The organism is Cyanobacteria bacterium GSL.Bin1 (assembly GCA_009909085.1).
Classification (GTDB): domain Bacteria; phylum Cyanobacteriota; class Cyanobacteriia; order Cyanobacteriales; family Rubidibacteraceae; genus Halothece.
Genome location: JAAANX010000066.1, coordinates 1 through 16,393 on the forward strand (window position 1 = coordinate 1; position 16,393 = coordinate 16,393).

Below are 16,393 nucleotides of genomic sequence, written 5' to 3' on the forward strand. Positions count from 1 at the left end.
TTTTTGAGCGCAAACACTCTTGAATCCCTTGTTTCATTTCCAGCGGAGACATTTTCGTATTCAGCCAGTACTGAATTTCAAAGTGACTGCGACCGCGCAAGACTTTTCCCAGTTCCAAACTCGTTTGAGTTTGAGGATTGGCGACAATGACTAATGCCCGGCGCGGATAGAGTGAGACCTCCGTTTGGGGCGTTTTCCCTAAAATGAGTTCACCCACGCCTTCTACAATCCGTTTTGGGGTTTGTAAGGGATATTCTGCTTGCAGATTCGTTTCCCCACGACTCCGCTTTTGCTGGTTAATCAGTCGCAGTTGCTGGTTGGTTTTATCGATATATTGGAGGGTCTGGTGATAGACATAGCGATAGAGACCATCAGCTTCAATGATGCCTTGTGAATTCGCTGCTGCTCCCTGTAAGCCTCGGATCAGGTAATAGGTAAAAACCCCATGACCCATCTCGGAAAATTCCCAAGACTGCTGAGCGCGATCGCAGGATAGAAGCGCATAAAAGCCTTGCGTTCGAGCCGCCTGTTCTTGTAAGCGTTCAATTAGTTGCGGGGTGGGATTATAAAGAGTTTGCTGCCAACTCACCCCGCCACTGTGGCAAGCATCGAGCCACACAAACTGAATTGGTGCGACACATTCTCCTAGCAAGGCTAATAGTTCCGAGATGGGCAGTCCAGTTGCTGAAAGATGATCTAAAGTCGTATCCTGTAAACAAAGTGCGGCTTGTTGAGTCCTCGGATCAAGGACACCATGACCGGAAAAATAGAACATGACCCTGTCATGAGCTTTTGCCTCCTTAGCAACCTGCTTTAAACTTCTGATGACCGCTCCTTTTGTTGGTGGCTTGATCCCGTAGTCATGATGAACCAGTAATTCACGTTGCGAAAACTCTTCGGTGGCGCCTGCTAGAGCTTTGCTTAATTCCTGACAATCAGCAGCCGAGTATTGTAGTGAAATTAACTTTGGATCTTGATACTCATTGATACCAATCAGTATTGCCCAAAATTGAGCATTTTGAGAGGTTTGGGCCGATATTTGACTGGCTTTTGTGCTACTTTTACCGACACCAATAGGACACATCGTTGAAAATCCGGACTATTTTATTGTTCATGCTAAGTTTCCTGATGACCCGCGAAACGAATTCGACCATCAGTAGCGGTGTGATAAACCCAACTTTGAGAGCCATCAGAGAGAATAATTTGCCACCCGGGAACTAAGGCTTGTGTACAAATTTGTCCAGGTTCCTCGATGCCTAGGCAACCATTTGGCCAAGTTTTTTGTCTTGCAATAATTTCTTCAAAAGCAGAAATAGGTAATCCTGAACGTTGGGACGCCTCTTTTAGAACTGCGGTAATAATTGACCCAAAATTACTTTGTGATTCTTCTTGTGGGTTTGGAATAGAGTGCGGGGCAGCTACCGCGTTATTCAGCATGACATCATTCATGCCTAAAGAGACAAATCCGACAACAATGAGAATTGAGAAAAAACGAGTGCAGCGATTGAATGTTGCTAACTGCCAGACAACACGTTTTGCTTTTGCACCTAAAATCATATTAGTCATTATACAAATTTGATCAGTATTTTTTCTAAGGTCTATTGCTAATCGAGACTTAGCTCTTGTTTCAATAATGTGTCAATTTTCATTTAGGTCATTCTAAACTGTCTATGAGTTGAGTTCAGACGCTCTCTTTTGAGATTTCAAATCACCTTCGTAATGCCGTTAAGGCAAAATGGAAGGCAGAGAAAATAAGGACTACAAAGTTTTTCTGATTCAACATAGTTGGCACTTCAATGACTATTGCACTTTTACGTTGAAGGGGATTAGTTTATGCAATAGCCAACTATTAACTGGCGAGGAGAACGAGGAGCGATCAGTCCCGCGCTCTACCTGATAAGGTGAGGGCCGGGACGGGGCGTTCAAGTTACCGGCTGCGAAAAAGAAAGTCCCAAGACTTGCAAAAGTACCGTCTAAAGAGTGGATTAATGTTCTTTCTATGCGCTGGCATGAATGCGAATGCGGCTACACCAACAATCGTGATCTAGCCGCAGCCGAAGTAATCACAAATAGAGGTCTGACCCAAGCGCGGGTTTCCCGCGCATTGGAAAGCAGACCTGAAGGAATCAGTAAGTACGTAGGGACGACTACGGAAAGGAAACAGCCTGCTAATAAGTCCGCGTCACCTGGGGAAACCCCAAGCATTTATGCCGAACGCAGCCTACTGCCGGGTCAATTGATAGGTAAGTGCTACGCAGGAAAGCCCATTCGCGAGGATGGGAAGCCCGCGCTGTACCGATAGGTCAGCGTCGGGAGGATGTCACGAACTCATGATTTGATCGATTCCTTGGTCTTGTAGTTCGAGAAAACTCTTGGCATTGGTTAAATCAAATTCAAGGGGAGTAAGGGTGACATAATTCTGGCGTATGGCTTCCACATCCGTGGGAACATTTGAGGGAAGATGCTTGGCTTCTGGTTGAGGAATATCTTCAATCGCTTCTCCCGCTAGCCAGTAATAGCTTTTACCTCGTGGATCGAAACGTTTTTCAAACTGTTCAATATAGCGTCGTAACCCTTGGCGAGTGAGGCGAATGCCAGCAATTTCTTGGTGAGAAACCGCAGGGATATTGACATTGAGTAGGGTTCCTTGGGGAATTGGCGGTAACTTTTCTAATAATTGATGGGTGACTTGTGCAGCAGTTGTAAACTCAGTGGACGTGTAACTGGCTAAACTAATAGCAAGGCTAGGAAGGCCGTTAATTGTTCCTTCCATTGCAGCAGAAACGGTTCCTGAATAGAGAATATCGGTCCCTAAATTAGATCCATGATTAATCCCAGAGAGAACGAAATCAGGAGGGGATTCTAAAAGCGCGCTAAGGGCAAATTTTACACAGTCGGACGGTGTTCCCGAACAAGACCAAGCTGTAACGGAGTGATGAAATATATTATCAACTTGATTGGCGCGAATAGGTCGATGAAGGGTTAAACCATGTCCAGTTGCAGAACGTTCCCGGTCTGGACACACGACCATCACTTCATACCCTTTTTCTGCAAGTGTATTGGCTAAGGTTCGGATTCCTAGCGCAAAAATGCCATCGTCGTTGCTAATCAACAATTGTGTCATAAACTATCCCTACTCAATCTTCTTCCACTGGCTGTAAACGGGTGAGTTTTAAGCTGAATTGTCCTCCTCCTGTTTTGCCAAAAGCACGCACACGAACAATATAACGCCCTGTTTCGGTAATGCGAGTAAATAGTAGAGAATTGGTGCTTCCATCGGGACCATCATCATTTTCAGCAACGGTGGTTCCATCGGAAGCGATGAGAAGGACGATGCTGTCAAAGTCTTCTGATTTGACATCAATGGAAACCTGATCATCTTTTTGCAAGTTGACTTGATAGTCGCGGGCAAATCCTCCTTCTCCAGTGGGGATATCTTTAGCAGAAAGACGATCGCTGATGACACGATTCACAGGGAGAATGACAGGATCGTAAAGAGAGGACTGGGCTTGAATCGGAGTCACTTCATTGATCACGAACAGCAGTAAAGTTCCGAAAAAGAGAGGAATTTTCCAGCGAGACACCAGCATTTGTATATGTTTGACAGCGACTTGTTCATTATCTCTTACGTTGTGCCAGATTGGGCTATAAAAATTTTTGGAGGACTTCAACGGTTGCTTGTCCTGTTTTTTCCCAGCTAAATTGAGCAGCGCGTTTTAATCCTTGTTCCCGCATTTTGGCTTGCAATTTAGAATCTTGAGCAAGCGTTGTCATGGCACTTGCTATTTCATTAGTATCCATCGGATCAATCAAAATGGCAGCGTCTCCTGCGACTTCTGGTAAGGAAGAACAGTTAGAAGTGATCACAGGGGTTCCACAACCCATAGCTTCTAAAACTGGTAAACCAAAGCCTTCCCAGAGACTGGGGAATACTAGTGCCGTTGCACCTCGGATTACATCAGGGAGTTGATCATAAGGAATGTAATTGAGAAAACGAACGCGATCGCGCACACCTAATTCTGCCGCCTGTTGCTGTAATTGCGGTGTATAGCGGGGATCGGGGGGACCAATTAACCAAAGTTCATTGTCCGTAGCGGAAACTTTAGCAAAAGCGGCAATTAATCTTCCAACATTTTTATGGGGATCGGGTCGTCCCAGATGCAAGAAATATTGACACGGTTGGTGTTTAATGCTTGTTGCAGGGGTCAGCGTTTCATTTGGGTGTAACCTGGAGCTGGGAGAGGGAAAAAAATGCTGTTGATCGTAAGCTAATAAAATGGGTGTAATTTTGCGGGCTGGGATGCCCCAGAAATGGATCATATCGTCTGCAGTTGCTTGAGAGTTGCAGATAATATGTTCGGCTTGGTATAAGACTTGGGGAATATAGAAACGAAAATAGGGCGTGAGAGGAGAAAACCGTTTTGGGTAGCGTAGTGGAATCAGATCATGGACGGTCACCACATAACGACAAGAAGAATAGAGAGGGGCTTCTGGAATGGGAGAAAAGAGTAAGGCAGCATCGAGTCGTTTGTAGATTTTCGGTAATTGCTGCTGGGTCCACCAAAGGCGACGTAAGTGCGCGATCGTTCCATGATCGGGGCTTAAGCGATTGGGAATTTGATAGGAGTTATAATCCGTGATCAGAGCTGAAGTGAGAAGGGTGGGTTCTAAGGATGCTAAAGACGGTAGGATATTTTGAGTGTAAGCTGAGATTCCCGTCGGCTGTTGCATCACAATTGAACAATTAACTAGGAGAGGGTTTAACACCAGAGAATTTTTGTTGGAAATAGTGCCATGTCCCTGTTATTTTACCAAGCGCGATCGCGGGCTTGATAGGAACAAGAAATAGTGCATAAGTTAGTAAGCGAATGACACGGAAGTAGAATATAACTCTATTTGTATACCTTTCTAATGTAAACAAGTAGCTGTAGGTGCTATGATAATATTTATTTTTAAGGTTGCAGTTAGTGATAGCAGAAACTTGATGGATGATACTTATTTGAGCAGTTACAGCAATGAGATGACCTTGCTGTTTATACCGTTGACAAAAATCAAAATCTTCGTAATAGAGAAAGTAATTCGGATTAAACTGAGGACACTTTTGAAAATGACTGAAATTAATAATCATGCTACAACCACTTACCCAATCACAGGGAAGATAGGATAGTTCAGGATTAATTGCCAGCAAATTTTCTGATGCAATCCGCCCTTTTATAGAGTCAAAAGTTCCCCCAGCAAACCAAATGTTATAATCCGTTGAGTAAATCAGTGTTCCAAGAATAGAGATTTCGGGATAATGATAAAAAAAAGATTCAGCATCTGTTATAATTTTAGGGTTAAAAAATGTATCAGGATTAAGCAGCCAAACTAATGCTTGAGAATGTTGATTATAAATCCAAGATAATCCCAAGTTACAAGCTCTCCCAAATCCTAAATTTTCACCCGCCTCTATAATGTAAATTGTATCTCTTGCTAATGCTTCTAATGCTTTTTGATCAGGAGGAAAATTATTAACAATTACAAACTTGTGTGAGTTTTTCTGACGGCCCGCCTTGCTTAGGGGCTGTGGTAAACTCAAAAAACTTTCAAGTAGACGCTTCACCAATTCAACAGATTGATAATTAACAACTAAAAAATATAACACCTGACTAATATTTAATATGTAAAATAGTACTTTTTTAATCGAAGGCCTAATAAAGATGCCTTTTTATTCAAAATTAGCTGTTTCGATTGGTACCAAAAAACTTTTTTTTGTAGGTTGCTGGAAAAGTCAGAATAGGTACTATTTAGCATTTTATACGTAACTACAATGTATGATCATTTGCCTAGAACAGCTACATATAACTTGAGCTGATAAAGAACTAAACTATTTTACAAGTTTAAAATTAGTTTAAAGAACTGGAAATATCTACTCATATTTCCTGTTTAATTATGAAGTTATAATTGTATCAACTTGCTGAAGAAAGTTTTTTCGCGAACATTCTACTTCAATTTTTCTTAAAGCAGAATTTCTTATATTTTTCCATAATTCTTGTTCAGAATATACTTTCGCACATTTTTCAGCAAAAGTTAGAGCGTCATCACCGACTAAAATTTCTTGCCTATCTTGCCAACCTAGTTGAGAAGCAATTATTGAAGTTGTAACAATTGGCAAACCATAAGATGCTGCATGATGAACCTTAAATGGAATCCCTGCAGCAAAACGAGTTGGTGCAACAAAAACTTTAGCACAATTATAAATTTCTTGGAGGGATTCTACTTGACCTAATACCTGCAAAGAATCACTTTGTAAATTCCAGATTTCTTGACATTGATTGAAACCGACAATTGTAAATTTTAATTCTTTTCCTATTTTTTCTTTGAGTAAAGGTAAAATTTCTTCCACGAACCAAAAAACTGAATCAGCATTGGGAGAATTAATTTCATGAATAGCTCCTACAAAAACAATTCCTACGCGTTCTTCAAATTTTTTTGGAGTAGGCATTAAGTCAACTGTATGTCCTAATGTATATACTGAACTTAACCCCATCTCAGTGAAACGTTCTTGTTCACGTTCTGAAACTGCCACAATTACATCAGCTTTTTCCGCTAATTTAATTTCTGCTTTAACTAACAGATCTACTTCATCTTGAGAAACCTTTTTTCCTTTAACTTCGCGTTGGCTCACTTCCCGTAAAGCATAAATAGCTTCTGCATCATAAATAATCCGAGTATTTTCAAACCACTGAGGATAACGCTTCAAGATTGGATTTAAGATTTCCATATTATGAGGACGGCTAATCAAAATTAGATCGTAAAAGCGAGCATAGTCGTGCAAAAATTTTTCCAATCCTCCAATCCCTTGATTAAGAACAACTTCAACGACTTTTGGAATATCTTGGTAAACTTCTGTCCAATTTTCTTGAGGAAAAGTGAGGGGATAAAACGTAACAGAGTAATTTAAAGTTACAAGCGCTTGTAAAATATCCCTTGCTCTCGGAAACCCAGATCCCAGAAAGGCATGGGGAACCCGGTCATCTATGAATAAAACGCGACAAGAAAGAGGAGAGCGAGTCCGTGCTAAGAAAGTATTTTCAGGAGTAGGGGACCAATGATAATTAGCAAGCTGTTGAGAATGTTTTTGAGTAAAAATAGATTGATGGGCTTTCTGAAGATTGATTGCTGAGTGATTTGATTGCGAGCTCCCAAATTCAAAGTGTACAACAGTTGCATTAGGCTCGTAAACAACACGTTTTCCTTGCTCCCAAAGTCTTAGGCAATAATCAGTTTCTTCATAATAGGCAGGCTTGTAATCTTCATCAAATCCTCCCATCTCTAAAAATAATCTTCGTTCTGTTAGTAAAAAAGCAGCAGAGCAGTAATCTACATTTCGTTGAAACATGTAGGGAAAATCAAAGGGATTTTCACCTCTTCCATATCCTAAACAAGAACCATCATTCCAAATAATGCTACCTGCTTCTTGCAAAGTACCATCTAAAAGTATAATTTTCCCGCCAACGGCTCCAATATCATCTGCACTACAGTAAGTATTAATAGCAGCAGACAGTGTTCCAGGCAAAATTTGAGCATCATTGTTTAGTAAAAGGAGGTAATTTCCTTTTGCTACTTTAGAAGCTTGGTTAACTGCTGCTAAAAAATGAAGATTCTCATTATTATTAATCCTGATCAAGCCTGAAGTTCGATCAAGAAGTAGCCTGGTTGTATCTTGTGAAGCATTATCAACAACAATAATTTCGCAAGGATGCTTGGGATTAGTGCTAGCGATGACGAGAGAGCGCAAACATTGTAATGTTAATTCTGCTCTGTTGTATAAAATAAGAATAATACTAACGAGTGGTTCTTCTGGTTGAGAAAAGGTTAGTTTCTCGTCACAAATTAAAAAACTGTCTAGCTCAGTTTTATATAGATGAGATAAGATTTTTTTATATTCGCTTTCATTGGACAAAGGTGTAGGATTGCTCTCTTTTTGGGAAGGTATAGGATGATTTTCCGTTTTGGAGGATGAAGATTTAGGATAGTTCTGTGTTTTGGATTGAGTGATTAATAATTTTACTCTATGCTTAGCTTTTCGCAGTAATTGACGAGTTTTAATAACTACATTTATTACTAGGTTATTTAATTTACGAAAAATACCTTTATTAGCTTTATTCTCTTCTGATTTTTCTAATATCTTGTCTTCTATTAATTTAGTTTGAGATTGTTTCAAAAGCAATTGATGATAATACTGATTTAACTCATTTTTTCTTGTTAATAATTCTTTTTTCTTAATCTCTATTTTTTTAGACCAGTCTAAAGTTGATTTCATTTTTACTTTATAAATATATAATAGTCTAATTAAGCATAGTGTTTTGAGGATAAAGATAGATTTCAACTATCTTTTTTCTATTTAATTGGCAACCCTAGGCGATGCTTGATTTGAAACCAAAGCTGCCGTAATTTCCAAAATTTACTACTTTTCATTGCTTGAACAAGGTTTTGTGTTTCTTCCCAACCTTGTAAAGCCTTTTCTAATTGAAACTGAGCATTTTCCCATTCTTGAATCAGGGAGTCTTGTTCTTTTTTAATTTGTTTAAGCTCCTCATTAGTTTGATTAATAGTACTTTCCAATTCCTGATTACATTGTTGAGCATTTTCCCATTCTTGAATCAGGGAGTCTTGTTCTTTTTTAATTTGTTTAAGCTCCTCATTAGTTTGATTAATAGTACTTTCCAATTCCTGATTACATTGTTGAGCATTTTCCCATTCTTGAATCAGGGAGTCTTGTTCTTTTTTAATTTGTTTAAGCTCCTCATTAGTTTGATTAATAGTACTTTCCAATTCCTGATTACATTGTTGAGCATTTTCCCATTCTTGAATCAGGGAGTCTTGTTCTTTTTTAATTTGTTTAAGCTCCTCATTAGTTTGATTAATAGTACTTTCCAATTCCTGATTACATTGTTGAGCATTTTCCCATTCTTGAATCAGGGAATTTTGTTCTTTTTTAATTTGTTTAAGCTCCTCATTAGTTTGATTAACAGTACTTTCCAGTTCCTGATTGTATTGTTGCATATCAGATAATAATAGTTGGTTTTCTTTTTGAACTTTTTCAGCAGTTCGTAGTTTTAACCAGTCTTGAAATAACGATTTTTCATCGAAGATCTGTTTGTGCGTTTGTTGACTTATATAACTATCACTTTGTACTCGTGTATAGTAACAACGATGTTCTAGGTGCTGAAAAATTGTTATAGCTTCGGGAAAAAACTCTTGAATTATGGCAGGGCGACTGGACTGTGAAACCTGATTATGAAATAGAGAAACATCGTAAATTTCAGATTGAGGTGCAAGAGAGAGCTGGAATTTTTCATGTATTGCTTGACCTAACACTTGGGGATTATGCCGAATCTGATCTATATTAAAAAGGATACTGTGATGTGGATATTGATTACAAAAGGAAAGAATAGCGGAATTGTAGCTTATCCAAAATTCTAAAGCAAGGTATGGAAACTCCTGAAAAATGTGATCGCCGCGACGGTAGAGAGAATCAATAACTTCCCAAGGGGTACGGTACACAAAAATAAATTTAGCTTCAGGGACTTGAGATTGCCAAAACTCTAGAAAGAGAGTTCCCCGAGGATCTTTCCACCCTGTAATCCCTGCTTTCTTTCGTTTACTAGCGATAATTTCCTGAGCTCTTATTCTTAAATTTTCAGGAATTTCAGTAATTTTCTCTTGTGTGACCCAACCTTGAGGAGGAAAATTACATGCTTCTAATACACTTTCATGAAATTGAACTACCTCTAAGTCTTCAAAATGCCCTTTCATATTACTTTCAATAGGACCCATCAAATTGCTTCCCATATCAACACCAGCACTTTGTAATAAAGAAGCAGTTAAAGAGGTTCCAGAGCGGTGCATTCCGGTTACAATTAAAATGGGATGAGGAAAATCAGACATGACGCTATTCTAATCTAGAAAAATTTTAGGTTGCTATAAAAACTGGAGGAAAATTATTTTCGCTTCTTGCTATAGTAAAAAAATCATTTATAAAAGTCATGCCTTAGACGACAATTGAAACCTAGCTATATTAGTAGCCCTAATTTGGTAATGTTTAATTTTTTCTTTATATTATTTACTCTCTGTATAATCTTTTTTTTGTCTTTATCTAATACATTAGTATCTTTTACGTAGTCTAGTAACTGTAAAGCTTTTTCCAGAAAGTGATTTGCATTTTGCTTATTTTTTGCTAAAAAAGCCCGCTCACTTTCTGCCAAAAATGTCCTTGCTCGTTCTAAATTAAGTTGCATATTGTAAAGCTGAACAAGAGCATCTAGTTGTTCTGAAAAAGGGCATTGATACTCTAAAATATCAATATTTGAAGGCATATCATATTTCTTCCAGTCTGGTTGTAAATCTTCAAAATTTATATCATGACGTTTTTTAACTAATTCAGAATTACTCTTGTCAAATTTTGTTTGAATTGACTTTGCTAAATCCATTCCAATTGCAAGTTTCTCATTTTTGGGTAGCTCATTAATAAATATATTATGATTAGTATTTAACTCTTTATTGGTATTTAAAGCATTTACTAAAGCCATTGTTCGGATGTCAACTGCTTCATTTACAATTTCAATTTGAGTAAAGCCGACTAAATTTATTTTCAATTTTTCTATAATAAAATCAGTAATAGATGGCTTTTTTTTGAAGGGTAGTATTAATATGTTTTCCGGATGAAACGCACGTTCCCATCGAGCAATAAAATCTTCATAGTTTAAGTAAGGACTAGTGTTTTTTATTTTTTTAAAGAAATCGTAATTAACTTTATGACCAACTCTACTTGCAGTTGAAGCCAATGAAACCATAACGTCTACTTGTGGTCGAAGGTGTGCAACAACTTCTATTGATTCAAAGTAATTACCAATAAATGTTTGAACTCGATCAACCATTTGATCAGAAACTATGCGTGAATGTAAATGTTCATCTGATATGATGAAATATTTGCATTTCTTGTCAAATGCTTCCTTAACTTCTTGATCAAAAGCTTGCTTGACCTTGATATAAAACTCCCTATGTTTTTCGGCATCCGTTAAGTTATTTTGCCAGAAACCATCATCTGGTTTATCTGCATCACGAGCACAAATACTAATGCTTCTATTATCAGGCTCTCCTAGTGATTTAGAATACCAAATCTTTTGACGTTTTAGAAGCTCTCTATTTTTCGATAGCCAGTTTTGAAAAGTTGTTGTTCCTGTTTTTTCTGTACCAATGTGTAAGATTAACTTCAATTTTACTTTTCCTCATAAACTCAGTAATTACTTAAATTGAATCATAGCATTATTGGTTCAGGCACAACGTGACTTGTCAGATATTATTAATTTCGGAAAGTTGCCAAAGAACCAAGCTTCATTCATCTTTATATCAATTACGGTTATTGTGCTGCTCGGAAACTGAAGTATTTTGGCTACAAATTGGTGATGCTGTGTTCCCTGTCTGGCTTGCCCATTGCCTATAATTTAGTGCCAGCCAACACTGACGAGCGACAAGTGATAAGAGCCGTTATATCTCAAGTTAGGGGCAGTGATGTTTATGGAGACAAGGGTTTTATGGTCAAGATTAGCAAGAGCAGATCCACCGTTCCACTGGGAATCGCATTTGGACAATCCATTGCTCTAACGAGACCTAGACAAAAAAAACAACAGGAAAACAGCCTCAAACCTTGTCATAGCAAGGGAGTTACACCAAATGCCTAAAAATCGCTGAAACCCAAGTCTATCCTGAAAAATACCCAATCAAAGTAAAACAATTACTGTGTATAAGTTTGAGGCTGTTTTTACTTCATAATTGTTTAATTCCCGATAGTCGGCTCATCTTTAACCATTTAATTGCCAATGACCTCTCTGTACGAGTTGAACCGGTTCTCGAAGGAATTGTCAACGAAAGTTTAGGACAAGACTCGGCAGGAGCGACTAATACCACGGGTACTGCTTTAGCGACCCGTATCGAAGAAATTGAGGCTGAGTTGGATATTGATGGTAATGGTCAAACGACGGTTACAGATGGTCGGCTCATCTTTAACTACTTAATATTTGCCAATGACCCGTTTGTGCCCGTTGAACCCGTTCTCGAACAAATTGTCAATGAAAGCTTACAGCAAGATTCGGCGGGAGCAGATAATATCACGGGTGAGTCCCTAGAAAGCCAGATTGTCGATATGATGGGAGTTCCTATTGATGATCCAGACAATACGGAATCAAATTACATTGATGTCGCGATCGCGTTCTGGAATAGCGGTCATGACATTGAAGCCAGACAATTAGCTGACTTGCTCTGGGATGAAGGCGCGACTCAACAAGAAATGGGTCAAGCGATGAAATATCTAGGCTTGAGCTTGGAAACCATTGCTGATGCGGTTGATGATGGAGTCACTCAAAGTGATGGCACAGGATTAAATTATATTGATGTCGCGATCACGCTTTGGAATAGTGGTCATGACATTGAAGCCAGACAATTAGATGACTTGCTCTGGGATGAAGGCGCGACTCAACAAGAAATGGGTCAAGCGATGGAATATCTAGGCTTGAGCTTGGAAACCATTGCTGATGCGGTTGATGATGGGGTAACCCAAAGCGATGGTACAGGATTGAACTACATTGATGTCGCGATCGCGCTTTGGAATAGTGGTCATGAGATTAATGCAACTCAATTAGCGGGACTTAAACAATAACATGAAACTAAGTGTGGTAAATTACTTATATATCAACTATTCTACGTTACTAACTAGCCGATGAAAGAAACCACTCCGTCCGCGATGCCTCCCTGCTTTGACAGATGGTGTTGTCGATTCGACGATGTTTTCAAGACGAAAGCGGAAAAACGAGAGTTTAGGAACTATTTGGGAGGATTATTGGGGGAAAGTAAGCGAAAAAATCTATCAGAGATGGCAAGAAACGCGGTGGGAGTGACGTACCACCGTTTACACCATTTCCTGACTGACGCTCGGTGGTCAGCCCAAGCCATCAATGAGCGTCGTTTGCAAGTAATGAATCAATGTGGTCAAACTAAAATTCAAAGAGGGTTTAGTTTAATAATTGATGATTCAGGACATCGCAAGAGTGGAAACTTCACCGCAGGAGTGGGCAGACAATACGTGGGAGAAATTGGAAAAACGGATAATGGAATTGTTGTAGTCACCACTCATCTCTATGATGGAAAAAAGAGCCTTCCTCTCGATATTGAATTGTATCAACATAGCAGTGCTTTAGCAGAAGGAAAAAAGCGCACCGCCTGCGCTGAGGTCTCCTCAGCGTAAAGACGGAGCAAGCAGATCCTGAGTTCAAGAAAAAACCGGAACTTGCCATTGAGTTAATTGACCGCAGTTTAGAGAGAGGATATCGACCGGGAATTATTTTGATTGATTCAGGATACGGCAATAACGGAACTTTCTTATCTCAATTAGAACAAAGAAACCTAAAGTATTTAGGGGGAATGGCGAAAAATCGGAACGTAACCATTGAAAGAAATGACAACTTAAAGGAAACCTTGCGGGTTGATGAATTAGCTCAAGCCCTTGTTCCAGAAGACTTTCGTGAAGTCAAATTGGCAACAGAAAAACCAAAAACACTCTGGGTAGGGATTGTAGAAGTGCGGAATGCACTTCGCCGCAAGCACCTGAATCCAATTCAGGTGAACGGCGAAGGAGAAATCTCACGCTTAGAAGGAAAGAAAAGAATCGCTATCATCATGAATGCGAAAACGTTTTCCCAAGCAACAGAGATTGATTACTTTGTGACCAATGTTGAAGCTCAAAAAGCAACGCCAGAATGGATAGTTAACACTTATTCTCAACGGAATTGGGTAGAAGTGTTTTATCGTGAAGCTAAGGGAAATTTGGGACTCAGAGAGTATCAAGTTAGGGATAAACGCAGTCTTCTTAGACATTTTGTTTTAGTCTTCTGTGCTTATACTTTTATCATTTGGCATCAACTAACTGGGGGATTTAGACGTATCTGGTCCAATCAACCTTTGAATACTTTTAATGAAGCCTTGGAAGCGTTTAGAACAGCAATTACATATCGTTTCCTTAAGTGGCTTCAAGAGAATTGGGACGTATTTTTCGCTTATAAAGCGAGTTTTGGCTATATTTTAGCTTAAACTTCGTTTAAGTCCCGTTATGAAGAAGAACTACCAGAAACCATTCCTGTCTATCGCTTTTATAACACGAAACAAGGTAACCACTTCTACACCCCTTCAGCTGACGAACGAGATTTTGTAAAAGAACAACTACCCCAATTTAGGGATGAAGGTATTGCTTTCTATGCTAACCCTAGTAGTGAAGCAATATAGTTCACTCTCTTTTGATTGTTCTGTTGATATTTCTTGAAAGCGCCCCACGGGCGCAATCACACCCGTTATGGAAGAAAAAAACAGTAATTAAAGGGGACTTACCAGCTGTTGAAAACTCCAGCTCCATTATCTTAACTGCTGTGTCTTGAAAGTGGGATTAATCTGTTATTTTTTCACAAAATTACAACTGCTAAAGCTGCTACAAAGACTAGGTTTACAAGTGTTTATGACGATATTCCTAGGGAATCATTGTAAGCTTGAATAGCTGCTTCGATATCACCAGAAAACTTAATTCTCCCTTTTTCTAACCAAATTCCCCGTTGACACCACTGCTGTAAAAACCGGCTATCGTGAGAAACGACTAAGATGGTTACATTCATTTCCCAAAATTTTTCGATGCGCTTGCGACACTTTTGCTTAAATCTAGCATCTCCAACCGATAGGACTTCATCTAGTAATAATATGTCTGGCCGAACATCGGTTGCGATCGCGAAGCCTAAACGAGCTTTCATCCCTGAAGACAATGCTTTAACAGGTATAAAAGCATATTCTTCTAGTTCAGCAAACTCTAAAATTGGCTGAATCCTCTTAAACATCTCTTGGCGAGAAAATCCTAACATTACGCCATACATAATAATATTATCTGTTACTGACATTCCAGCATCAAATCCTGCTCCTAACTCAATTAAAGGAGCAATGTTACCTGCTACTCTTACTATTCCCCGAGTAGGAAGTAAAATGCCACAAATCAATTTCAAAAGCGTTGACTTTCCTGAGCCATTAGCGCCAATTATCCCCACCTTTTCTCCAGCGCTAATTTCTAGATTAACTTGCTCTAAGATTAATTTCTTGGAGGGTTTACGATATTTTCTTTGTAAGAGAGAAAAAATACTAGTTTTTAAATCATAAGAAAATTCTTCTTGGGTTCTTCTCCACAGATAAATATCCTTTAAGTTAATCATTTTCATGTTATACATTCAAAGTAAATCAATAAAGTGGTTTCTATAACGATGGAAAAATAACCAACCTAATAAACAGACTACTAAACTATTGATTAAGGTCATACCAATTAAACTTAAATCTGGTAATTTTCCAGATAGCGTTATTTGACGAAAACTCTCAATAATTTGTGATAGTGGATTGAGTAAGAGGAAAGATCGAACTTTTTCGGGAACAATTTCAGCGGGATAAAAAATAGGAGTTGCAATTCTCAGAGCATAAATTGTTACGCTATAAAGATGAGGAATATCTCTAAAAAAAACAAATAATGCACTTAATGCATAGCCAATCCCACTAGAGAATAAAATAAGTGCAATCAGAGGGAATATTAAAGATAGAACATTAATAAAATTGCCCGAGGTTAAAAATGCCATAATAGCTAGAGGAGGCAAATTAGCAGCGATAAACTGAAACACATTAGCTGCAATAATTGAAGATGGAAAGATGCTAAGAGGTAATTTTATTTTATTAATTAAAGAACCACTAGATACCAAACTACTTAAAGATTGGTTAGTTGCAGCAGCAAAAAAATGAAAGATAGATAGTCCAGTAAATGCTGCTAAGATATAATTAAAAATAGAATCATCATAATAACTAGAAAAAGCTCTCCCTAGGACTGCAGTATAAATTCCTGCCATAATTAAAGGGTTAAGCAGTGACCAATAAATCCCTAACCAAGAACCGCGATAGCGACCTTTTAAGTTGCGTTCAACCAGAACACATAATAATTCCCAATATCGTTGAAGCTTCGACCATCTTTTGTAAGTTAGTAGAGAATTATTCATATACTGATGCCAAGGAATTACTAAGCTTGACTATTCTACCTTATCTGAAGTGAGTTATGGTGAACGACCCAGGAATTATTTTAAAGATCAAATTGTTTAAAGTTGCAGTATGGAGATAATGATGATAAGTAATAATAATGCCATTACTTCACTCAAATTCAAAATGTGATTGTGGTTATTGACTCCTCGCACAAAAACTATGTCCTCTAAAATGGTTCAAAAAAGAAGAAAACAGCCTCAAACCCAGTTATGGCAATGAATTTACTACCAAGCCCCTAAAAATCGCTGAA

At 38.5% G+C, this 16,393-nt stretch carries 13 protein-coding genes and 1 pseudogene; 3 read left to right on the forward strand and 11 right to left on the reverse strand.

Features of this window, described 5'->3' with window-relative positions; all coding sequences use genetic code 11:
- The 9 genes from GVY04_08420 to GVY04_08460 form a co-directional block, all read right to left on the reverse strand.
- A partial coding sequence (locus GVY04_08420) for a hypothetical protein (protein NBD16159.1) occupies nt 1-1,084 on the reverse strand: 1,084 nt, incomplete at its 3' end.
- Between the two features lie 32 nt (nt 1,085-1,116).
- Nucleotides 1,117-1,566, reverse strand: a complete 450-nt coding sequence (locus tag GVY04_08425; protein NBD16160.1) for a hypothetical protein — start codon at nt 1,564-1,566, stop codon at nt 1,117-1,119.
- 754 nt (nt 1,567-2,320) lie between these two features.
- The gene (gene surE / locus GVY04_08430; protein ID NBD16161.1) at nt 2,321-3,124 is read right to left on the reverse strand and encodes a 5'/3'-nucleotidase SurE; all 804 of its coding nucleotides are present in this window, start codon (nt 3,122-3,124) and stop codon (nt 2,321-2,323) included.
- Between the two features lie 13 nt (nt 3,125-3,137).
- A complete protein-coding gene (locus GVY04_08435) occupies nt 3,138-3,590 on the reverse strand; it encodes a peptidase (GenBank protein NBD16162.1) in 453 nt (150 codons plus the stop codon).
- 55 nt (nt 3,591-3,645) lie between these two features.
- On the reverse strand, nt 3,646-4,767 hold the full coding sequence (locus GVY04_08440) for a glycosyltransferase (protein ID NBD16163.1): 1,122 nt from the start codon (nt 4,765-4,767) through the stop codon (nt 3,646-3,648).
- Nucleotides 4,745-5,644: a glycosyltransferase family 2 protein gene (locus GVY04_08445; GenBank protein NBD16164.1), complete on the reverse strand. Its 900-nt coding sequence runs from the start codon at nt 5,642-5,644 to the stop codon at nt 4,745-4,747. The genes GVY04_08440 and GVY04_08445 overlap by 23 nt, the downstream gene beginning before the upstream one ends.
- A gap of 285 nt (nt 5,645-5,929) precedes the next feature.
- Nucleotides 5,930-8,305 carry a glycosyltransferase gene (locus GVY04_08450; protein ID NBD16165.1) on the reverse strand — a complete coding sequence of 792 codons (2,376 nt, stop codon included), beginning with the start codon at nt 8,303-8,305 and terminating at the stop codon, nt 5,930-5,932.
- Between the two features lie 77 nt (nt 8,306-8,382).
- A complete protein-coding gene (locus tag GVY04_08455; GenBank protein NBD16166.1) occupies nt 8,383-9,933 on the reverse strand; it encodes a hypothetical protein in 1,551 nt (516 codons plus the stop codon).
- A gap of 125 nt (nt 9,934-10,058) precedes the next feature.
- Nucleotides 10,059-11,261 (reverse strand): hypothetical protein, encoded by a 1,203-nt coding sequence (locus tag GVY04_08460; protein NBD16167.1) that lies wholly within the window; start codon nt 11,259-11,261, stop codon nt 10,059-10,061.
- Nucleotides 11,262-11,381: 120 nt separating this feature from the next.
- On the opposite strand from GVY04_08460, the gene GVY04_08465 reads away from it, so the two are divergent.
- From GVY04_08465 to GVY04_08475, 3 genes and pseudogenes are all read left to right on the forward strand, one after another.
- Nucleotides 11,382-11,726 (forward strand): transposase, encoded by a 345-nt coding sequence (locus GVY04_08465; GenBank protein NBD16168.1) that lies wholly within the window; start codon nt 11,382-11,384, stop codon nt 11,724-11,726.
- Nucleotides 11,727-11,794: 68 nt separating this feature from the next.
- Nucleotides 11,795-12,700, forward strand: a complete 906-nt coding sequence (locus GVY04_08470; GenBank protein ID NBD16169.1) for a hypothetical protein — start codon at nt 11,795-11,797, stop codon at nt 12,698-12,700.
- A 60-nt stretch (nt 12,701-12,760) separates the two neighbouring features.
- Nucleotides 12,761-14,127: pseudogene (locus GVY04_08475) on the forward strand (IS701 family transposase).
- Nucleotides 14,128-14,543: 416 nt separating this feature from the next.
- Here GVY04_08475 and GVY04_08480 read toward each other — a convergent pair.
- The gene (locus tag GVY04_08480) at nt 14,544-15,287 is read right to left on the reverse strand and encodes an ATP-binding cassette domain-containing protein (protein ID NBD16170.1); all 744 of its coding nucleotides are present in this window, start codon (nt 15,285-15,287) and stop codon (nt 14,544-14,546) included.
- A gap of 9 nt (nt 15,288-15,296) precedes the next feature.
- A complete protein-coding gene (locus GVY04_08485; GenBank protein ID NBD16171.1) occupies nt 15,297-16,103 on the reverse strand; it encodes an ABC transporter permease in 807 nt (268 codons plus the stop codon).
- Between the last annotated feature and the right edge of the window lie 290 nt (nt 16,104-16,393).

What these genes read in the sequence shown, in the direction of transcription:
- surE (NBD16161.1), bottom strand. Translation starts at nt 3,124, where the DNA reads ATGACACAATTGTTGATTAGCAACGACGATGGCATTTTTGCGCTAGGA.
- GVY04_08425 (NBD16160.1), bottom strand. Translation starts at nt 1,566, where the DNA reads ATGACTAATATGATTTTAGGTGCAAAAGCAAAACGTGTTGTCTGGCAG.
- GVY04_08485 (NBD16171.1), bottom strand. Translation starts at nt 16,103, where the DNA reads ATGAATAATTCTCTACTAACTTACAAAAGATGGTCGAAGCTTCAACGA.
- GVY04_08435 (NBD16162.1), bottom strand. Translation starts at nt 3,590, where the DNA reads ATGCTGGTGTCTCGCTGGAAAATTCCTCTCTTTTTCGGAACTTTACTG.
- GVY04_08455 (NBD16166.1), bottom strand. Translation starts at nt 9,933, where the DNA reads ATGTCTGATTTTCCTCATCCCATTTTAATTGTAACCGGAATGCACCGC.
- GVY04_08450 (NBD16165.1), bottom strand. Translation starts at nt 8,305, where the DNA reads ATGAAATCAACTTTAGACTGGTCTAAAAAAATAGAGATTAAGAAAAAA.
- GVY04_08480 (NBD16170.1), bottom strand. Translation starts at nt 15,287, where the DNA reads ATGAAAATGATTAACTTAAAGGATATTTATCTGTGGAGAAGAACCCAA.